Annotated in this window: 17 protein-coding genes and 1 other annotated feature; of the genes, 2 read left to right on the top strand and 15 right to left on the bottom strand. The window is 40.8% G+C overall.

All coding sequences use genetic code 11. The features are described 5' to 3' along the window. Positions 1-48: 48 nt before the first annotated feature. From ND6B_RS16885 to ND6B_RS16950, 14 genes are all read right to left on the bottom strand, one after another. Entirely contained in the window at positions 49-3,135 is a 3,087-nt protein-coding gene (locus tag ND6B_RS16885) for a ligand-binding sensor domain-containing diguanylate cyclase (RefSeq protein ID WP_033102636.1), read from the bottom strand. A gap of 31 nt (positions 3,136-3,166) precedes the next feature. Then, on the bottom strand, positions 3,167-3,652 hold the full coding sequence (locus ND6B_RS16890) for a phosphatidylglycerophosphatase A family protein (protein WP_008110211.1): 486 nt from the start codon (positions 3,650-3,652) through the stop codon (positions 3,167-3,169). After that, positions 3,649-4,623, bottom strand: coding sequence for a thiamine-phosphate kinase (thiL, locus tag ND6B_RS16895; protein ID WP_008110214.1), 975 nt, complete (start codon positions 4,621-4,623; stop codon positions 3,649-3,651). The genes ND6B_RS16890 and thiL overlap by 4 nt, the downstream gene beginning before the upstream one ends. An 84-nt stretch (positions 4,624-4,707) precedes the next feature. After that, positions 4,708-5,121, bottom strand: a complete 414-nt coding sequence (gene nusB, locus ND6B_RS16900; protein WP_008110215.1) for a transcription antitermination factor NusB — start codon at positions 5,119-5,121, stop codon at positions 4,708-4,710. Between the two features lie 15 nt (positions 5,122-5,136). Next, the gene (ribH, locus tag ND6B_RS16905; protein WP_008110216.1) at positions 5,137-5,601 is read right to left on the bottom strand and encodes a 6,7-dimethyl-8-ribityllumazine synthase; all 465 of its coding nucleotides are present in this window, start codon (positions 5,599-5,601) and stop codon (positions 5,137-5,139) included. A gap of 93 nt (positions 5,602-5,694) precedes the next feature. Further along, positions 5,695-6,807: a bifunctional 3,4-dihydroxy-2-butanone-4-phosphate synthase/GTP cyclohydrolase II gene (ribBA, locus tag ND6B_RS16910; RefSeq protein ID WP_013464232.1), complete on the bottom strand. Its 1,113-nt coding sequence runs from the start codon at positions 6,805-6,807 to the stop codon at positions 5,695-5,697. A 28-nt stretch (positions 6,808-6,835) separates the two neighbouring features. Further along, the gene (locus tag ND6B_RS16915; RefSeq protein WP_013464231.1) at positions 6,836-7,489 is read right to left on the bottom strand and encodes a riboflavin synthase; all 654 of its coding nucleotides are present in this window, start codon (positions 7,487-7,489) and stop codon (positions 6,836-6,838) included. A gap of 24 nt (positions 7,490-7,513) precedes the next feature. Next, entirely contained in the window at positions 7,514-8,641 is a 1,128-nt protein-coding gene (ribD, locus tag ND6B_RS16920) for a bifunctional diaminohydroxyphosphoribosylaminopyrimidine deaminase/5-amino-6-(5-phosphoribosylamino)uracil reductase RibD (protein ID WP_033102635.1), read from the bottom strand. A gap of 2 nt (positions 8,642-8,643) precedes the next feature. Continuing rightward, positions 8,644-9,093 carry a transcriptional regulator NrdR gene (nrdR, locus tag ND6B_RS16925; protein WP_010390928.1) on the bottom strand — a complete coding sequence of 150 codons (450 nt, stop codon included), beginning with the start codon at positions 9,091-9,093 and terminating at the stop codon, positions 8,644-8,646. Between the two features lie 107 nt (positions 9,094-9,200). Next, positions 9,201-10,457, bottom strand: a complete 1,257-nt coding sequence (glyA, locus tag ND6B_RS16930) for a serine hydroxymethyltransferase (protein WP_013464229.1) — start codon at positions 10,455-10,457, stop codon at positions 9,201-9,203. A gap of 269 nt (positions 10,458-10,726) precedes the next feature. Further along, positions 10,727-12,010: a threonine synthase gene (thrC, locus tag ND6B_RS16935; protein ID WP_033102634.1), complete on the bottom strand. Its 1,284-nt coding sequence runs from the start codon at positions 12,008-12,010 to the stop codon at positions 10,727-10,729. Positions 12,011-12,021: 11 nt separating this feature from the next. Beyond that, positions 12,022-12,957 (bottom strand): homoserine kinase, encoded by a 936-nt coding sequence (gene thrB / locus ND6B_RS16940; RefSeq protein WP_033102633.1) that lies wholly within the window; start codon positions 12,955-12,957, stop codon positions 12,022-12,024. Between the two features lie 9 nt (positions 12,958-12,966). Then, positions 12,967-15,384 (bottom strand): bifunctional aspartate kinase/homoserine dehydrogenase I, encoded by a 2,418-nt coding sequence (gene thrA / locus ND6B_RS16945; RefSeq protein WP_033102632.1) that lies wholly within the window; start codon positions 15,382-15,384, stop codon positions 12,967-12,969. A gap of 230 nt (positions 15,385-15,614) precedes the next feature. After that, positions 15,615-15,983: a response regulator gene (locus ND6B_RS16950; RefSeq protein ID WP_024601555.1), complete on the bottom strand. Its 369-nt coding sequence runs from the start codon at positions 15,981-15,983 to the stop codon at positions 15,615-15,617. A 376-nt stretch (positions 15,984-16,359) separates the two neighbouring features. Between ND6B_RS16950 and ND6B_RS16955 the strand changes: the two genes are divergently transcribed. Beyond that, the gene (locus tag ND6B_RS16955) at positions 16,360-18,126 is read left to right on the top strand and encodes an ATP-binding protein (RefSeq protein ID WP_013464224.1); all 1,767 of its coding nucleotides are present in this window, start codon (positions 16,360-16,362) and stop codon (positions 18,124-18,126) included. A gap of 73 nt (positions 18,127-18,199) precedes the next feature. Next, on the top strand, positions 18,200-19,111 hold the full coding sequence (rdgC, locus tag ND6B_RS16960; RefSeq protein ID WP_033102631.1) for a recombination-associated protein RdgC: 912 nt from the start codon (positions 18,200-18,202) through the stop codon (positions 19,109-19,111). Positions 19,112-19,232: 121 nt separating this feature from the next. On the opposite strand, the gene ND6B_RS16965 is transcribed toward rdgC, so the two are convergent. Then, positions 19,233-20,452 (bottom strand): IS3 family transposase gene (locus ND6B_RS16965; RefSeq protein ID WP_089368775.1). Its coding sequence is split into 2 segments (ribosomal slippage): positions 19,233-20,173 and positions 20,173-20,452, totalling 1,221 coding nucleotides; the frame shifts between segments, so codons are not numbered across the junction. Further along, positions 20,058-20,174, bottom strand: a sequence feature (AL1L pseudoknot). It overlaps the preceding gene by 117 nt. Positions 20,453-20,502: the final 50 nt, after the last annotated feature.

Below are 20,502 nucleotides of genomic sequence, written 5' to 3'. Positions count from 1 at the left end.
AATAAAAAAGGAGCCATTGGCTCCTTTTTTATTGCTCATCTATAACCTCTAGCGCATCCATACCTTAATATCGGCTAGACCATTGCTTTGTAACAAACCAATTTGCTGTTCAACATTGGGGTTTTGCTCAAACTCAAATGCATCTAATTGCTCGTCAAAGGTAATATTAGCGACGCCATCGCCGCCGCGTTTTTTAACTTGATGTAATGCTATGTCAGCTAGATTAATTGATGTTTCCCAGCTAATAACTTGCCCACCTAAGAGAGGTAACGGATAGAACGACCACCCGACTGACGCTGTTATATTGGTTGTTTCACCGTTAGGAAGCTGAAACGAATAATCTGCAATTGCTTGGCATAATTCAGATACATAGCTGTCGATTAAATTACATTTAAAATCGCGCAATAACAGTAAAAACTCATCACCACTCCAACGGGCAACATAATCAGAACCTTGGGTACGCGAGTTAAGTAATGCCGCTACTTGTTGTAAACAGCTATCTCCAGCAATAGGACCATAGGCATCGTTAATGCGGCTAAAGTTATCTAAATTAATAATTAACAACACCAACGATTTACCTTGAGCCTGCAATGACTGCGAGTTACGCTGAAAATGCTCAATATCTTTTGGTAGTTGATCAAACAAAAAACGGCGACTTCTCAGCCCTGTTAGCTCATCAGAGTGACTAACAAGTTTAAGCTGAGAGTTTACTTGGTTTAATTTATCGTTTGCTTGGCGAAGCTCAAGGGTTCGCTCAGTAATAAGCCCCTCAAGAACTTGCTGCTTACGTCGCTCTTGAACTTTAAATACCCAAAACACCAAATAAAAGAGCAACACAAAACCACTGGTGATCAGTAATCTAAAATATATAGTTTCACCAAATCGTTCAGGCACCACAAAAGCGTATTCGACCGATTGCGCTTTGCCCCAATCTTCACCTTGACGTTTTGTCTCTAATTCAAATAAAAACATACCTGCTGGTAAGTTAGTGTAAATTGCTTCTCGGCGGGTATTTGCATAGCGCCAATCATTATCAAGTCCATTGAGTTTATACCTAAACTCTATACTTGCAGGTGCATAATAATCGATAGCGGTATAGGTAAGCGTTACATCACGCTCGTCAGTTTTAAGTACTGGCTTTTTACCTAACGCAGCCGCAGCAAGTTTTCGTGATGGCGTGGTTAAAGTTTCTATAGTTGGTTTAAGTGAACGCAGCCCAAATAATTCTACGTCTTTAGGAATTTCTACAACGCCTTGCAAGCTGGGATACCAAATTGAATTATCCATATCAACCACCGCATCATGGCCTAAACCATTACAGCATTGACTTGCTTTACCATCGAGCTGTCGATCAAATGAAGAGATCACTTCCTCCACTTTTAGGCTTTCAATGTTGGCTTTGAATTGCTCAACTGGCATGCGATAAACCCCTTTCATGGTGCTTACCCAAATGCGTTTTGTAGTATCATCGTACTCAAGACTAAATATAGAACCATATGGCAGCCCATTGGCGGCATCTAATTGCTGCCACTGCCCTTGTCCACTGCGATAAAACAAACCATCGTTAAGCGAGCCAATTAAAATCCCCACGCCTTTAATGTGTAAAATGCTAGTAACGTACGCACTTTCCAAAGTGGTTTGGTCGCCTATTTTTTCTATCCCGCGTTCAGTAAAGTAATACGCCCCTTTACTGGTACCAATCACCCCAAAATTTGGTTTATCTAAAACATAGGTTACAAACTTACTGCCTAAAAAAGCATTGTACGCAAAAGGGTTTAACCCGTTGTAATTTAAACGATATAAGCCTCGCCCAGTGCCCACCCAAAAGCCGCCTTTAGTCGACGTACTAATAGCAAATACAGGATTATCACTTAGCGCACGGGCAGGGAAACTATATAAGGTATTCGACTCGTAGAAAAACAAACCTCTACCAGTGGCAACATAAAGACGATTGCCGTCAAACTGTAAGTCATGTACTGAGGCATTACCATACTTGGCACTGTTGATGACATTGATAAACGTTTTATCGGCATCGAAATAGCCTACGCCGCTTTTGTTGGCAATCCATAACTTACCATCTGGTGATTTACTAATGGCCATAACCGCTTCGGTCATTTTAGAAATGGCTGAATGGCGCTCTATTCGCCCTTCATGAGCAAGCCAAAGTCCCTCACTAAAACTCGCTAACCATATATTATTTTCATCATCTCTAAATATATCGGCAAACCAAATACTTTGATCTAATTGACTGGGCTCAACCCATTGCCAATCATCCGACTTCCCTCTGAACAATAAGCGCCCATAAGTCGATACCCACAAGCCACCATTGCCATCACTCATAAACTTATAAACGGCTGAGTTGTTAGCGTTAGGCAGCGGAAATGGGCGTAGCTCATCATCTAAATCTAAAAAGTAAGCGCCTAGCTCAGAAGCAAGATATAAATTGCCATTTAAAAAGGATAAGTCGTGAACAATTGTTTGTGCTAAACGATCAGGCAAGGCCACTTTAGCGGTAAGCTCTAAGCGCAATTTAGAAAAATCAGACGCGCTTTGCGTCAAGCGCAATAAATTACGATCGTTAACCAGCCAAATTCCCTCTGGTGAGAGCGCCATTTTACTGACTGACCCTACTATTTGGGTGATCGCAGTGGCATTTACGATAGGGCTCGGATTGTTTAGCTGGTCGCGCAGCTCTATCTGGCCTCTGTCTATGTAATAAAGCCCATTAGCTGCTATCCAAATACTGCCTTTAGAGTCTTCAAGAATATCTCTAACAGGGCCTTTAATATTAAACTCTTGTGCGGTTAGCTTTTCTGGGTCTATAACAACGAGGCCGTTTTTCGTGCCTATCCATAATAGTCCTTGGCCATCAATCAGTAATTTATTGATGCCATTGCTGGGTAAAAACAGACTATTTTGAGTGTTGTAATTAGTAAAAGTGTTACCATCAAATCGGCTTAATCCGAATTGCGTACCAAGCCACATGTAGCCTTGGTTATCTTGCACCACACTTTTGAGGGATTGTGAGGGAAGTCCGTCTTTAATGTTCCATTGTTTAACTACGTAATCAGTAATTGAAGCCGTACTTGGCATGGCACACATCAAGAGTACACAAACCAATAAAAATCGCATCATAGTGCTGCCACCTAGTTAAACAAATAATAAATTAAAAGGGTAGTAAACCTACTTTTATCAATGCTTGCAAACAAATAAGCGAAAAAATACCTGCAAGTACATCATCGGCCATAATACCAAACCCACCATGAGCACGTTTATCAAGTATACGAATCGGCCCTGGCTTTGCTATATCAAAAAAGCGAAATAGTAAAAAGCCCACTAATAATGTTTGCCAATTCAGTGCTGCACCAATCATCGTTATATAGTAACCAGCGACTTCATCCCAAACAATAGCTGGATGATCATGAACTTGAAGGTCATCAGCTGTTTTTCCACATGCCCAAATACCAAATATACTGATCACCACCGCAAATACAATTTGTAACCATAACGGAAAATGCATGGTAATAAAAATAAATGGTAACGCCGCTAAAGTACCAAATGTACCAGGGGCTTTAGGCGCAAGCCCTGTACCAAAACCCAAACCAAAAAATTGATGTGGGCGTTTTAAATTAAATAATCGGTTTTTATTCAAACCTGCTCCTTGGAAAAGTGCTCAAAGCCTTTGTGCTCAAAAACAAACTTTTCACCTTGGTGTAATAATTCTATATTCCCGTCACCACTTTTGATTTGGCCGATACAGGTTGCTTCTACACCGTATTGGCGCAACTTAATATCGAGCATACTCTTATTACTGTCTGGGACAGTGTAAAGTAGTTCATAGTCATCGCCATAGTTGAGTATAAAAGGAAGCTGTTGCTCAAAATCAAGACTCGCTTGCATCGCATCAGAAGTAGGTACATTTTCAATATTGATTGTTGCACTGACCTGTGACAAATCCAAAATGTGCCCTAAATCAGCAAGTAAACCGTCTGAAATATCAATAGCTGATGACGCTAAGCCACGCAAAGCTTGTCCGGCGGCCACGCGTGGCGTTGGAAAGTTTAAACATTTATTAATATGCTTTAAATGTTCAGGTGCAACTGGCAAACCTTGTTTTTTTGACTCAATAGCCAAACCAGCATCACCTAGCGGTCCGGTTACAAAAATCCAGTCGCCCACTTTTGCGCCACTTCGACGCAGTGCTTTACCTTCAGGAACCGTGCCTTTTGCACAAATAGTAATACTGAGTGGGCCTTGAGTCGTATCGCCACCAATAATTTGTACATTAAAGTACTCAGCAATTTCATGCATGCCGTCAGTCAGTTCTGCAATCCATTGTGGATCGATACTTGGCAACGTGAGTGCAACCGATACCCATGTAGGCTCTGCACCCATGGCAGCTAAATCACTTAAATTTACTGCCAGAGCTCGATGCCCTAATGCGCGAGGAGAGATATCATGAAAAAAATGCACCCCAGCAACTAAGGTATCTGTTGTTACAGCAAGCTGACAGTTTGCTGGTACTGTGACAAGCGCACAGTCATCTCCAATCCCTAAATTAACATCGCGACGAGTGATACCGCGACCTTTAAAGTAGTGATTAATTAATTCAAATTCCTTCATACACAAAAAAGCCGACCTATGCCGGCTCTCCTTTTTAACGGTTATTTATAACAACTCACTGAAATTAATATGCAGCTTAAGTTGTTATGACTTGCGTAACTGTTTTACAGCTTTATCAAGTACACCGTTTACAAATTTATGGCTATCTTCAGCGCCAAACATTTTCGCTAATTCAATGCTTTCATTGATAGCCACTTTGTAAGGAACATCTTCACGAAATTTAAGCTCGTAGCTGCTTAAACGTAAGATTGCACGTTCAACTTCGTCTAATTCATCAAATGGACGAGTTAAATGAGGCGATACAGCTTCGTCTAGTTGCTTATGATTTACGGCAACTCCACGCGCTAAATCTTTAAAATATTCAACATCAATTTTAGTCACATCGTTTTCGATCAACATTTGTTGTTCGATATCGGCAATTGCATTGCCGCTTAATTGCCATGAATACACGGCTTGAAGTGCTAAGATACGTGCTTTACGTCTTGCTGCTGGTTTCACAAAAATTCCTTAAACTTAAATTTTATCTAACACATTAACCATTTCAAGCGCACCTAAAGCAGCTTCGCCGCCTTTGTTACCCATTTTGGTACCTGCGCGCTCAATTGCTTGCTCAATGCTTTCAGTGGTTAATACGCCAAATGCAACCGGGATATCATACTCAAGCGATACTTGTGCAAGCCCTTTATTTGACTCGCCAGCGACGAGATCAAAGTGAGGCGTGCCCCCTCTTATCACTACACCTAAGGCGATAATTGCATCATATTCTTTTTTTGCTGCAACGCGTTTCGCTGCTAAAGGTAATTCAACCGCACCGGGTACGTAAATCACGGTAATATCGTCTTCTGATACTCCACCAGTACGTTTTAGCTCATCAACAGCACCTGCAAGCAAGCTACTACCAATAAAGTCATTAAAACGAGAAATGACAATGGCAAACTTTTTGCCTGGAGCGTATTTATTACCTTCAATAATTTTCATTTGATAACCCTAAAAATAAGTTTAAGCGATTTCGGTTGCGCAAAAATTGATGCGCATTATACCACATAAATAAAATAATAACCTAGCGCGTAATTATTGTGGCTCTACGTAGTCAACCACTTCTAAATGGAACCCTGATAATGCATGGTATTTTTTAGGTAAACTCATCAAACGCATTTTTTGAATACCTAAATCAGCCAGAATTTGCGAACCCACACCTACGGTGCGCGAAGTACCTTGAAATTTACGTGGCGTCACATTTTCACCCGCATCAGCTGCGGCAAACGCTTTTACTGTGGCTTCTAACTCTTCAGTGCTTTCTTGCTTACCTAAAATAACTAAGGCGCCATTATGCTCAGCAATATAAGCCATTGCTTGCGATAAACCCCAACTACGGTCAGCATTGCGATCAGAGAGTAAAATATCGTTAAAGGTACTTTGTAAATGCACACGTACTAAGGTCGGTTCTTGTTGTTTTATTTCACCTTTAAGCAATGCATAGTGTAACTGCCCATCAATGGTGTCTTTGTATGTCACTAAGTCAAACTCACCATGTTCAGTTGGCAATTTACATTTTGCAACTTGCTCAATTGTGGTTTCGTTTAGGTTGCGGTACTCGATTAAATCAGCAATGGTGCCAATTTTAATATCATGTTGCTTAGCAAATACTTCTAAATCAGGACGACGCGCCATGGTGCCATCTTCATTTAGGATTTCTACAATCACTGATGATGGCTCAAGCCCTGCTAAACGCGCTAAGTCACACCCTGCTTCTGTATGCCCGGCACGTGTTAACACGCCGCCTGGTTGCGCCATAATAGGAAAAATATGACCTGGTTGTACAATATCGCTTGGCACAGCGCCTTTCGCGATGGCAGCTTGAACAGTGCGGGCACGATCCGCTGCAGAAATACCTGTGGTAACCCCTTTTGATGCTTCAATCGACATAGTGAAATTAGTTGAGAATGCGGCACCATTATTTTTTACCATTAATGGTAAATCAAGCTGCGAGCAACGCTCTTGAGTCATCGTTAAACAAATTAGTCCACGGCCATGAGTCGCCATAAAGTTAATCGCTTCTGCACTAATGTGTTCAGCAGCAATAATTAAATCGCCTTCATTTTCTCTGTCTTCATCATCCATTAAAATAACCATTTTACCGGCTTTAATGTCATCAATTATTTCTTGTGCGCTGTTTAAATTCATAAGTTGCTCGTATAAGTTGTCAATGTCGTTATTTTATAAAGCCCGCTTTAGCGAGTAAGCTCATCGAAATATCTGAACCCGTAGGTTGCTCAGCCCCTCTGACTAGGCGCTCTAAATAACGTGCTATTTGGTCGACCTCTAAATTAACTTGGGTACCGACTTGAAAATCAGCTATGGTCGTTTGCCCGCTGGTGTGGGGCACAATCGTCAGTTTAAATTTATTACCTTCAACTGCATTAACCGTCAGGCTAATACCATCAATACAAACCGACCCTTTGTAAGGAATGTATTTCATTAAATTTTCATCGGTGGCTAACCAATATTCTGTTGCTCGCGCATTGGCATTAATTGCTGTGATAGTGGCAATGCCATCTACATGGCCAGACACTAAATGACCACCGAGGCGCGAAACAGGTTGCATCGCCTTTTCTAGATTAACGGTTTGCCCTAATGCGTAATGTGCAAACCCTGTTAAGCTAATCGTTTCATTTGATAAGTCAGCACTAAAGCCGTCAATATGCTTATCAACAACCGTCAGGCAGACACCATTGGTTGCAATACTGTCACCTAACTTAACATCACTCATATCAAGGTTTTTACTTTGGATACGAATAGCTAAATCACCTTGTTTTTTTTGTAATAACGCAATTTTACCTGTCGCTTCAACTATTCCAGTAAACATAGTGCTACTCTTTATATAAAATGATTAATGAGCTTTTTTTAGTGCTGTGATACGTAAATCATCACCGATTGGCACACACTCATTAAAAGTTAAATTAATGGTATTTTGCATACTCATTAACTCTGGGAAATTTAGTAAACTTTTAGCATCGCTGCCCATTAATTTAGGAGCAATGTAAAAAACAAACTCATCAATTAAATCAAGTTCTGTCATTTTACCGGCCAGTGTCGCTCCGGCCTCTAGCCACACATTATTAAACTGCAATTGGGCAAGCGTGTGTAACACGGCCAGTAAATCTACTTTATTATTATTTTCAGGTACTTCAATCTGTTTAACAAAATGAGGCCACTGATGCGATTTATCAACCTTGGTGGTAAATATTATCACCTCACTTTGAATTGAAAATAAGGCAAGATCAGGGGTAAGTCTGTTTTGTGAGTCAATAACAACGCGAACCGGTTGGCGCAGTGGTAAATCAGTTGGTAAAGAATACGGTAACTCTTCTGGGCGCACATTTAATTTTGCATCATCCATTAATACCGTATCGGCACCGGTTAAAATTGCACAGCTTTGTGCTCGGTATAGTTGCACATCTTGGCGCGCTTCGGGGCCAGTTATCCATTTACTTTGCCCGTTTTTAAGCGCCGTTTTACCATCTATACTTGCGGCCATTTTGCAAGTCACAAAGGGTAATCCCTGCTCCATGCGCTTAAAAAACCCAAAGTTTAATGCGCGAGCTTGCGCTTCAAGTAACCCGTAAGCGACTTCTATACCAGCATCCGCTAAAATTTTCAGACCTTTGCCTGCAACTTGCGGGTTGCTGTCAACCATTGCGGCAATCACTTTTTTAACACCGGCTGCTTTTAGCCCTTCAGCACATGGCGGTGTTCGACCATAATGACTGCAAGGCTCAAGTGTTACATAAGCGGTTGCACCTTTGGCATTTTCACCAGCCATAGTCAGTGCGTTTACCTCTGCATGACCTTGACCCGCTAACTGATGAAACCCTTCACCTATTATTTTATTATTTTTTACGAGTACGCAGCCAACATTAGGATTAGGAGTGGTGGTAAAGCGCCCTTTTTTTGCCAGTTCAATAGCGCGAGCCATGTAGCGTTTATCATCCTCTGAAAACGAACTTTGCTTGGTCATTACTATTCCCCTAAGCGGGCTATTTCTTCACCAAATTCGCGTATATCTTCAAACGAGCGATATACAGAGGCAAATCTTACATAGGCCACTTTATCTAACTTTTTAAGTGCTTCCATAATGCACTCACCCACCAAATGGCTAGACACTTCGCGTTCGCCAGTGGCTCGCAGCTGCGATTTAATAATATTAACCACTTCGTCAACTTGTTCAGTGCTTACGGGGCGTTTTTCGAGGGCGCGAGTTAAGCCATTTAGTAACTTATCTTCATTAAACGGTTCGCGGCTGCCATCTTGCTTGATGACCCGTGGCATCACTAATTCAGCCCCTTCAAAGGTGGTAAATCGTTCGTGGCATTCATTACATTCACGACGTCTACGTACTTGGTGTCCCCCACCTACAAGGCGAGAATCAATAACTTTAGTATCTTTGGCGGTGCAAAATGGGCAATGCATAACTGTGTGTTTCCGTTTTAAAAACAAAAAATGGCCGCTATTATAGCGGCCATTATCATAACAAAAATGTGTGCAGTTGTGATCTAAATTACTATTTTACTCTTGGATTAAGCGTAAACAGGTAATTTTGCACAAATTGCTTTCACTTTTTCTTTTACTTGCGCTTGTACTGACTCATCTTCGATGTTGTCTAGTACGTCACAGATCCAGCCCGCTAACTCTTTTGATTCAGCTTCTTTAAAGCCACGACGAGTGATTGCTGGTGAACCAATACGCAAACCAGAAGTAACAAATGGTGAACGAGGATCGTTCGGTACTGAGTTTTTGTTAACCGTGATATTCGCGTTACCTAGGGCAGCATCTGCATCTTTACCTGTGATATCTTTGTCGATTAAATCAAGTAAGAATAAGTGGTTGTCAGTTTTACCCGATACTACTTTGTAGCCGCGCTCTTGTAATACGGCAACCATTGCTTGTGCATTTTTAACAACTTGTGCTTGGTATGTTTTAAACTCAGGTTGAAGTGCTTCTTTAAATGCGACCGCTTTGGCAGCAATAACATGACATAAAGGACCACCTTGGCCACCTGGGAAAACAGCGCTGTTTAGCTTTTTGTAAATTTCTTCATCGCCACACGCAGAAATGATTAAACCACCGCGAGGACCGGCTAATGTTTTGTGTGTTGTGGTTGTTACAACGTGAGCAAATGGCACCGGGCTTGGGTAAACACCCGCAGCAATTAAACCTGCAACGTGCGCCATATCAACAAATAAGTATGCACCTACTTTGTCTGCAATTTCACGGAACTTAGCCCAATCAACAATACCTGAGTATGCAGAAAAACCAGCAATGATCATTTTTGGTTTGTGCTCAAGTGCTAACGCTTCAACTTGTGCGTAATCAATTTCGCCAGTTTCTTCGTTAAGGCCATACTGAATTGCGTTGTATGTTTTACCTGAGAAGTTTACGTGTGAGCCATGTGTTAAGTGACCACCGTGCGCTAGGCTCATGCCTAATACAGTGTCAAGTGGGCTTAAAAGAGCTTGGAAAACAGCAGCATTAGCTTGTGAACCGGCATGAGGTTGCACATTTGCGTAATCTGTACCAAATAATTCATTTGCGCGGTCAATAGCAAGTTGCTCAACCACGTCTACGTGCTCACAGCCACCGTAGTAACGTTTGCCCGGGTAACCTTCAGCGTATTTGTTAGTCAGCTGAGAACCCTGCGCTTCAAGTACGCGTGGGCTACAGTAGTTTTCAGATGCAATTAACTCAATATGCTCTTCCTGACGTGATGTTTCTTTGCTCATCGCGTCAAATAACTCTGGATCAAAGTCCGAAATATTCATGCTACGTTCTAGCATTGGGGTCTCCTGGGCAACGTGTATGGGTATTTTTTAGAGGCTTTATTGTACGCTTAAAACGACGTTTTGCCTACGCTCTTAAGTTGAGGATATTTAAACAGGGATTGAAACTATTTCACAGCATTTTGATGATGATATTTTTTTATAAACTAATAACAATTTTAAATGAATTTTATTTACTACATTTATATAGCTTATGCGTTATGTCTAAAGCGATGCATAAATAAACAAAAAAAAGCGGCCTAAGCCGCTTTTATTATCTGCCTTTTTTAGGCAAGCTTTTTAAACAACTCTGTACGCAAAATATCATAATCGTTGTGCATATCAGTGGCTAAACACGATTTTGCTAATGCATCAGCTAACGGCTTTGGCATATCTAATTCAACATTAAGGATATCCTCAACGCTGTCTTTAAATTTGGCCGGATGCGCAGTCGCTAAAAAAATCCCCACAGCATCTGCTGCCTTATTTTCTACAAGACCTTGGTAAGCAATTGCGGTGTGAGGCTCTGCAATATAGCCAAGCTGTTGAATTTTTTTCATCACTGTTTGTGTTTGCTGCTCATCAACACTCACCGAATAAAAGTTATCATAACTAAACCAGTTATTATCTAACATTGATTGCACACGTGGCCAGTTATTAGGTTTACTCACATCCATTGCATTTGAAAGCGATTCAATTGTCGCATTAGGCGTCCAATTTTTATCAAGCATAAAGCGCGGTACTGTGTCGTTTTGGTTTGTAGTCGCACTTAGTTTACCAACTGGCATACCAATAACCGCGCCAATCATAGCCGCACACACATTACCAAAGTTACCACTGGGTACTGAAATATGCGCTGTAGCACGCTTTTCTTTTGGCAGCTGTGCAATGGCTTCAAAGTAATAACACACCTGCGCGACTAAACGGCTAATATTAATTGAATTTGCTGAGTTTAAACCTAACTTCGATTTTAGCTCTTCATCTAAAAATGATTTTTTAACCAACTCTTGGCAATCATCAAAACTACCCTCAATCGCATAACAGTGAATGTTGTCACCAAGCGTTGTAAATAACTTTTGCTGCGCTAATGAAATTTTACCTTTAGGGTATAAAATAACGACATCAATATTTGGTTTGTTATAAAAAGCATGCGCTACGGCAGCCCCGGTATCACCCGATGTTGCAGTTAAAATAGTGACTTTTTCACCTTGATTAAATTGCGCCAAGCACTCGGCCATAAAACGGCCACCAAAATCTTTAAATGCTAGTGTTGGGCCGTGAAATAACTCTAAGCAATAGGTATTATCTTCAACTTCCACCAGCTTAACCGGAAAGTTAAACGCATTTTTAACCATCTGGGCAACAGTATCACTTGGTAGCTCGTCACCAATAAGGTGCGATAAAATTTTGCCGCTGCGAGTAACAAAGTCCATATCTAGTAATGCATCAACATCACTTAATGGCGCTAACGACTCTGGAAAAAACACACCTTGATTACGCCCCAGTCCTGTTTTTACAGCTTCAACAAACGACACTTTTTGTGAATATTCTTTTAAATTATGTAATTGCATGATTCTTTATCCTATAAAACATTTAATTGACGCGTGCCGTCGTTATCTAATTTACAAATATGGCAAAAGCCTTGTTCGTTGATGTAATTTTCCTCTAGCCACTGCGCGCATTGCTCTGCCGCTTCAAGCGTTTTACATACACTAAACAAGGTCGGCCCTGCGCCTGAAATACTCACAACTTCAGCACCCAGTGCTGGTAAGCTTGCTTTGGCATCACTAAAGCCGCTTATAAGTGGCGCACGATATGGCTCTGCTATTTCGTCTTTCATAATGCTTAATGCATCATCAAAACGCCCTGTTAACAGTAAGCTACTAAACGCCGATAAACGCTGAGCAAACTCAACCCCGGCATGCATACTTAGCTCTTTTGGTAAAACAGAGCGCGCTTTGGCGGTATTGAGCGAAAAGCCCGGAAATGCGGCGACGTAATACCAGTTTTCATCAACAGGTAAAGCAATAGATTTATCAGGAATTAAATCACCGGTTAGCTGTAAGCCGCCTAAATAACACGGTGTGATGTTATCGTAATGGCGCCCCCCACTTACAACGGCTTCAAAATCTGCCATAAGCTCAATGAGCTCTACTTGGCTTAAATTAGTTTTGGCAAATTTATCCAGTGCTGCAAATGTCGCCACCACAGAGCAGGCACTTGAGCCTAATCCCGAACCAATCGGCAAATTTTTCCTAAGTTCGAGCTTTACCGCAGGCATATCAGGCGCAACATACGCTCTAAAGTGCACTAAACACTGATATGCTAAATTTTCTTGCGCATCACTAGGTAACTTATGTGCGTAGTCGCCAGTACAAATAAATTCATCACTCGATGCGGCACTAACAACCGCCACATCACCTAATAAACCGCCATCAATGGGCGCAAGTGCGGCGCCCAGCGCATCAAAGCCAACGGCAAAATTACCAATAGACGCCGGAGCATATACTTCAATCATGACTGACTCCTAGCGAGATAATGTTTTTAATATGTCTGCAAATACACCCGCAGCCGTTACTGCAGAGCCAGCCCCATAACCACGAATTACAAACGGACGCGGTTGGTAGTATTGGCTTAAAATAGCCAGCGCATTTTCACCATCACGAATAACATTCAATGCATGTGATGAATCCACCGCTTCGATTCCGACCTTACAGTGACCATTTTTAATTGTGCCTACATAGCGAAGTACTTTACCTTCACTTGCTGCACTTTGAACACGGTCGTTAAAACCAGCATCTAAGCTAGGTAATTTCGCCATAAACTGCTCAACATTGTCACCTTGGGCAAAACCTGGCGGTAAAACCGACTCCACTTCAATATCGCTAAGCTCTAATTTCATACCGGCTTCGCGTGCAATGATCAGTAATTTACGTGCTACGTCAGTTCCCGATAAGTCATCGCGCGGATCGGGCTCTGTAAACCCGCTTTCTTTGGCTTTAATTGTTGCTTCAGAAAGTGATAGACCATCTTCTAGTGCACCAAACATGTATGAAAGCGAGCCTGATAAAATACCACTAAACTCAAGTAACTCATCACCTGCACCAAACAACGATTGCAAGTTATCGATTACAGGTAAACCTGCACCTACGTTAGTTTCGTATAAAAACTTACGATTATTTTTATGTGTTGCTGCAATTAAATCTTGGTAATACGTATATGAACTCGTGGTGGCTTTTTTATTGGCAGCCACGACATGAAAACCTGCATTTAAAAAATCTACATATTGTGCAGCCAAGGCATCTGATGAAGTACAGTCAACTAGCACTGGATTAACTAAATGATTTTGCTTAACAAACTGCTCGACCAATTTTAAATCAAACGCTTGCTCTGACTGCGCCAGTTTTTGCTGCCAATCATCAAACTCAATCCCCTCACCATCAAGGTGTAATTGACGAGAGTTGGCAACACCATATAGGTTTAATTTAATATTACGCTTTTCAAGCCATGCTTGTTGACGCTCAAGTTGGTTAATTAGCTCTTGGCCGACTAAGCCACAGCCCAATAAAAACACATCAATTGAAGGCACATGAGTAAAGAAGTTTTCATGGCAAATTTTAACCGCGTCATTACATAATTCACCGTCAATAACGGCTGAAATAGCACTTTCTGTTGAATCTTGCGCTATGGCAACAATGTTTACTTGCGCTTGTGCAAGCGATGCAAAAAACTTAGCCGCTAACCCCTTATGGGCACGCATGTTATCACCAACTAACGTTACTATTGCTAAATTACGTTGCACATTTACCGGCTCAATGAGCCCCGCTTTTGACTCTAAGTCAAAGGCTACTTGCAACGCACTTAACGCTAGATTTAAATCGCTTTCATGCACACAAAAGCTAATACTAAATTCACATGATGATTGAGTGATCAGGACGATTGACACGTTATCATGCGCTAATGCATTAAATACTTTCGATGCCATGCCCACTTTACCCTTCATACCAGGGCCTGAAACGGTCAACATAGCTAAGTTTTGTAGGCTTGAGAGTGCTTTTACTGGTTCATCAGATACCGTATCGTTACTAATTAGTGAGCCTTGCGCATCTGGGTTATGAGTGTTTTTAATTTCGCATGGCACTCCAGCTTTTGCACACGGTAGGATAGTTTTAGGGTGCAACACTTTAGCGCCAAAATAAGAAAGCTCCATCGCCTCTTTGTAAGATAGGAAATCAACCTTAGTGGCTTTTTTGATATAACGCGGATCGGCGCTGTATACACCATCAACGTCAGTCCATATTTGGCACACTTGCGCCTCTAAACACGCCGCAGCAATCGCCGCCGAGTAGTCAGACCCATTACGACCAAGCGTTGTGAGCTCCCCTTCATCATTACTTGCAGTAAAACCAGGCATAATGTAAACCGTCGCAGGGGATTCTTTTAACACAGCTTGAAAACGTGCCTTACTGGCCACTAAATCCGCTTCTGCGTCTATGTATCCGCCGGTTGAAACAATACAATCTGTTGCTTGTAAATAATGCGCGTTATGATCGGCTAATAGACTTTGCATTAGCGATACGCTAACACGCTCACCAAAACTAATAATGAATGCTCTGACCTGATCAGGGCAGCACTTTATCAGTGCAATACCCTCAAGCTTATTTTTAAGTTCGTTAAAGTCAGGCCAGTTTTGAACTGCTCCTTGCTTTTCCTCTACCGCTGCTTTAAGCATGTTGCATCGGCTAGTCAGTGAATGCCATTGTTCGCTAAAGTCATGCCCCTGCTCTGCAGTACTAGCTAAATTAACTAACGAGTCAGTCATGCCACCTGGGGCTGACAGTACCAGTAACATTTCATCTTTTAATTGTGCCTTAGCGAGTGCAGCAACTTGCTCTAAACAGGCAAAATCAGCGAGCGATGAGCCACCAAATTTTAATACGCGCATTTTTTATGTTTCCTCATTCCATAAAACGAAAAAAGGCCTGTGTTCTAAGTGAACACAGGCCTTTAAATTTGTTGCACCGACCTATGCCACTATCCAGTAAGAATGGTGGTTGTAATAATAATGGTCGTTACAAGACTAAATGTTTTCATAAGCTTAAGACTGCCTTAACAAAGGCTATTCTGTCAACCCTAAATTAGCAGATAAAACAGTCTTTTTCATCATGAAATTTATTAATAAATGCCAAACTTATGCAAAACTGTACTCAGTTGCGTTTTATTAATTGGCTTATGAATAAAATCGATTGCGCCTAGTTGCGCGACACGTGCTTGCATTTTTTGTTGGATATCAGCAGAGATCACTAATACATAAGACTCTATTTTAGAAATTTTGATTTGCTCAAGTACTTCAATACCATCAACTTCAGGCATGGTTAAATCAAGACACAGGAGATCGAAATGCCTTTGACGCAATTGCTCCAACGCCTCTTTACCGTTAGTTGCTTGCTGAATATCGGCATCAATACATTCTTTTAAACAGCGCATTACCTGTTTGCGAGCAACGGTGGAATCATCACAGACTAAAATAGAAAAACGCATCATAATGACTCATTAATTAAACTCATACAAAACACCTAAACCCACTGTAAAATTAGTTGGTTGCCCAATCCGCAACAGTCAAAATTATAACCAAATTAGCAACGAGCAGATTATTTATTGTAACTTTGATTAACGTTATCAATAAAATGCTTAATTGCACAATACAAATTAGTAAATTAACTATTTCCAAGTAAAAAACAGCCTATCCAAACCAACAGTTCTCAAATAGAAACCCAAAGCATATAGAACAGAATGATTGCTTATTTAACAACGCTAAATAGCAATATTATAAAATATATGTTTATTTTTAATCATTTATTAACTAATGTTTATAAGCGTACATTAACAGTTGAATAATTTAAGGAAATATAAGCCTCCCATGCCGCAAAAAAGTCTTTCAACAAAGTTACTCACTCGGGTTTTATCAGTTTATTTTATACTGACCTTTGTGGTGACCTGCGGGCAAATTTTCGCAGAGTACGTCAATACTAAAGATTACATACGCGATGAACTTGGCACATTACAAAAGACCTTTGGTAGAAGTTTAACCCGAGCAATTTGGGAGCTAAATATAAAGCAAACCACCACAACCGCCGAAGGATTGCTCGATATACCTATGGTTGAGGGGGTTATTATTCGTGACGATAATGGCGCTATTATTTCTCAATTAGGCCGCGCGCTAAATATTCACAATCTTTACAGTCAGCAACTTGTGCAAGAAGATGTCATGGTAGAGGACACCAAAGCCGGTTTATTTGGCTATACATTCCCACTTATTTTTGAGTTTTCAGGACGAGCAACGCAAGTAGGCGATGTTACTTTATTTTCTAGTCGCGATGTAATTTTTAGTCGCATTATGCTCTCTATCTACTTTTTGATTGGTAATGCCATGATTAAAACTACTTTTTTAATCATCTTATTTTTAATTGCATTTAGAAAGTTACTCACCGAGCCCCTTACTCAATTAACCGAGCAAATTGAATACCTTGAGTTAGAAGAGCTTGATGGTCAACAGGTTAAAATAGTCACCGATGAAAATAACGAGCTTAAAGTAATGGAACGCTCTTTTAACAATCTGATTTCGAAGGTTGTTGAGTATAAAAAAGAGTTAAAACAAACTCAGCATGACCTAATTGAAAGCAATCAAAAACTGGATCAACAAAACTTACAACTTGAACAGGATGTTGCGCGTAAAACATCAAATTTAAGCCAAGCAATGATCGATCTACAGCAACAAAAATATGAACTAGAGCGACAAAAAGCAGTTTTAACAGAGGAAGTCGATTTACGAAAGCAAACCGAACAAGAACTGTTAAGCAAACAAACTCAGCTGCAAAGCTCGCTCGATGAATTAAGCTTTGCGCAAGAGCAACTGGTTGGCTCAGAAAAAATGGCGGTATTAGGCGGCTTAGTGGCGGGGATCACTCATGAAATTAATACCCCTATTGGTATCGGCGTTACTGCCACCTCTTTTTTACAAGAGCGATTAACCGAAATAGAAACTGCGTATAAAAATAAATCATTATCGTCAGCGGCGTTAGAAGGCTTTATTAATGATGCAGCACAAAGCGCTCAACTGCTCTCTCACAACTTAGAACGTGCCTCAGATTTAATAACCAGCTTTAAACAAATTGCGGTAGATCAGGCCAGTGAAGCCCTAAGAACAATTAACTTTAAAGACTACATCAACGAAGTTATACGCTCTTTGCACCCACAAATTAAAAAAACATCTCACAGCATTCGCCTACATTGCCCAGATGATTTAATTATTAACTTACCTGCGGGAGTCATTAGCCAAATATTTACGAACCTAATTATGAACTCATTAGTGCATGGTTTTGAAAATATAAACAGCGGCCAAATCACCATAGATGTGAATACTGATGAAAACGACCTCATCATTAATTATCAAGATAACGGTTTAGGTTTAAAACCGGCTCAACTAAAGCGTTTATTTGACCCATTTTTTACCACCAAGCGTGATGAGGGTGGCAGCGGCTTAGGTGCTCATATTATTTTTAATCTAGTAAAACAAACGCTCAATGGTAAAATTGAAGTAAGTAGTGAGCCTGGGCAAGGGCTACACTACCGTATTTCGTTCCCTAAAAACATGTCATCTCCCCTGCCACTTTTTAAACTCGATTAAGCTAAATCAGCCGTTTCTAGAAGCGGCTTTTATTGCTATGATTGCACAAATTTTTTAAATGGATCATTCCCCTATGTGGTTTAGTAACCTTATATGCTATCGCTTTAAACAAGACGTTTCATACACACAAGAAGACTTTGATAAGGCATTAGAGCAAGATCTATTTCGTCCTTGTACTGGCCAAGAGTTGGCAACATTTGGTTGGACAAAAGCATTTGGTAAACATGGTGAAACTCTTTCTCATTTCTCACAAAAAAGTATTTTAGTGTGCGCTAAACGTGAAGAAAAAGTATTACCAGCCTCGGTAATAAATGAGCTGGTAGCAGAAAAAGTTGATCAGATTGAAGCCGAAGAAAATCGCCCAGTAAAGAAAAAAGAAAAAGATGAATTAAAAGAAAACATCTTACACACCTTATTGCCACAAGCATTTAAAAAATCGAGCTTGCAGTTTGCTTTTATAGACCAAGAAAATGGGTGGGTGGTAGTTAATAGTGCAAGCTTTAATAAAGCAGAGGAACTACTTGCTCTATTACGTAAATCATTAGGGACATTACCCGTTGTTCCTGCGTTTGCTAATTATGATTTAGACGTATTTTTAACTGACTGGCTTACTAACTTTAGTACTCCAGAGGGCTTTGCAATTGGGTCAGACGCTGAACTTGAAGAAGCTGATGACAGTGGTGCTCAGGTAAAACTCAAAGGCCATGACCTATCGTGTGACGAAGTGAAGTCGCACCTTGAAAGTGGTAAGCGCGTTACTAAGCTTGCCCTTGATTGGCAAGAGCGCGTTAAATTTATGCTACAAAACGATGGCTCAATTAAACGTTTAAGCTATTCAGAAGCACTTAAAGAAGAAAATGCCGATATTCCTAAAGAAGATATGGCGGTTAAACTAGATGCAGATTTTATTCTTGCATCTGAAGAAATTAAGCAATTGCTAGAAGAGCTTACACAGGGCTTAGGTGATGCTGACGATTTAGCGTAAAAGCTTTATTAAATAGTATTAAAAATATAAGCACGATATTAATCGTGCTTTTTATTGTTCAAAAACAAGTTATACCAATTGCTGAATCGCCCCGAGTTCATCGGAGACCAGTTTGTTTAAGTCAGGCCACTTTACCTGACTCGTTTAAATTATCATAGTAGTCTGTTTCATATTGAGCTGGTGAAATATACCCAATTGAAGATAATAAGCGTTGATTATTAAACCAATTGACCCACTCTAACGTTGCGTATTCAACAGCATCAACATTCTTCCACGGGCCATTTCTGCGAATAATCTCTGTTTTAAATAATCCATTTATTGTTTCAGCCAATGCATTGTCATAAGAGTCACCCACACTGCCTACAGACGCTTGAATTCCAGCTTCAGCAAGTCGCTCAGTGTATCGTATAGACAAATATTGGCTGCCTCTGTCGCTGTGGTGAATTAACCCTTCGGGGTTGCCACGATGCCAAATAGCTTGCTCTAACGCATCAAGAATAAGCTCTGTGTGCATTGTCGTTGATACACGCCAACCTACAATGTATCGTGAAAAAACATCTATCACGAAAGCGACATAAACAAACCCACTCCATGTGGCAACATAGGTGATGTCAGCTACCCAAAGTTGATTTGGCTGCTCAGCAGTAAATTGACGATTAACTAAATCAAGTGGCTTATCTTGTTGCTCGTCAGGTATCGTTGTCTTATGTGCTTTACCCCGACGAACACCTTGAATTCCCATAACTCGCATCAATCGTTCGACTGTACAGCGGGCGACTTGATGGTCGTCAAGCTGTAGCTGCTTCCATATTTTTCTTGCACCATAAACTGACATATTATCCTCCCACACTTCGCGAATGAGTATTATCAGCTCAGCATCACGCTTTTTGCGGTTAGACAGTCGCTCAGGCTCTCTTTGTATCTGTTTATGAGAATAATACGTTGATGGTGCAATCGGCAATTCCTTGCAAATTGACTCGACACCGTAATGCTCTCTGCAAGCATCAATAAAATCCACTATTACTTCTGTTTGCGGTCGAGCTCCGCTTGGGCGAAAAAAGCGGCAGCTTGCCTCAGGATATCATTCGTTCGCTTGAGCTCTTTATTCTCGCGCTCTAAGACGGCAAGGCGTTCTTCAGTTGATTGCGTATTAGAAGAGGGTTTAGACGGTTGAGCTTGAGATTTCTTGACCCATGCTCTAAGTGTTTCTGGGGTACATCCCAGTTTATCTGAAATCGATACTAGCGCAGCCCAAAGAGAAGGGTATTCATGCTGTTGTGTGGTAACAAGCCTAATTGCACGTTCACGAAATTCTGATGTATAGCGATTTGATTTTTTCATAGTTCCAGTTTCTCAAGTTATTGAGTCTCTGGCAAACACGGGGCGATTCA

This window comes from Pseudoalteromonas sp. ND6B (assembly GCF_000764215.1).
Taxonomy (GTDB): domain Bacteria; phylum Pseudomonadota; class Gammaproteobacteria; order Enterobacterales; family Alteromonadaceae; genus Pseudoalteromonas; species Pseudoalteromonas tetraodonis.
This window is presented reverse-complemented; position numbering and strand designations above follow the sequence as displayed.

Excerpts from the sequence above, each read along its gene's own strand:
- thiL (WP_008110214.1), bottom strand. The coding sequence starts at position 4,623 with ATGAAGGAATTTGAATTAATTAATCACTACTTTAAAGGTCGCGGTATC.
- ND6B_RS16955 (WP_013464224.1), top strand. The coding sequence starts at position 16,360 with ATGCCGCAAAAAAGTCTTTCAACAAAGTTACTCACTCGGGTTTTATCA.
- nrdR (WP_010390928.1), bottom strand. The coding sequence starts at position 9,093 with ATGCATTGCCCATTTTGCACCGCCAAAGATACTAAAGTTATTGATTCT.
- ribH (WP_008110216.1), bottom strand. The coding sequence starts at position 5,601 with ATGAAAATTATTGAAGGTAATAAATACGCTCCAGGCAAAAAGTTTGCC.
- glyA (WP_013464229.1), bottom strand. The coding sequence starts at position 10,457 with ATGCTAGAACGTAGCATGAATATTTCGGACTTTGATCCAGAGTTATTT.
- thrA (WP_033102632.1), bottom strand. The coding sequence starts at position 15,384 with ATGCGCGTATTAAAATTTGGTGGCTCATCGCTCGCTGATTTTGCCTGT.
- ND6B_RS16885 (WP_033102636.1), bottom strand. The coding sequence starts at position 3,135 with ATGATGCGATTTTTATTGGTTTGTGTACTCTTGATGTGTGCCATGCCA.
- ribBA (WP_013464232.1), bottom strand. The coding sequence starts at position 6,807 with ATGAATTTAAACAGCGCACAAGAAATAATTGATGACATTAAAGCCGGT.
- rdgC (WP_033102631.1), top strand. The coding sequence starts at position 18,200 with ATGTGGTTTAGTAACCTTATATGCTATCGCTTTAAACAAGACGTTTCA.
- thrC (WP_033102634.1), bottom strand. The coding sequence starts at position 12,010 with ATGCAATTACATAATTTAAAAGAATATTCACAAAAAGTGTCGTTTGTT.
- thrB (WP_033102633.1), bottom strand. The coding sequence starts at position 12,957 with ATGATTGAAGTATATGCTCCGGCGTCTATTGGTAATTTTGCCGTTGGC.
- ND6B_RS16950 (WP_024601555.1), bottom strand. The coding sequence starts at position 15,983 with ATGATGCGTTTTTCTATTTTAGTCTGTGATGATTCCACCGTTGCTCGC.
- ND6B_RS16915 (WP_013464231.1), bottom strand. The coding sequence starts at position 7,489 with ATGTTTACTGGAATAGTTGAAGCGACAGGTAAAATTGCGTTATTACAA.
- ribD (WP_033102635.1), bottom strand. The coding sequence starts at position 8,641 with ATGACCAAGCAAAGTTCGTTTTCAGAGGATGATAAACGCTACATGGCT.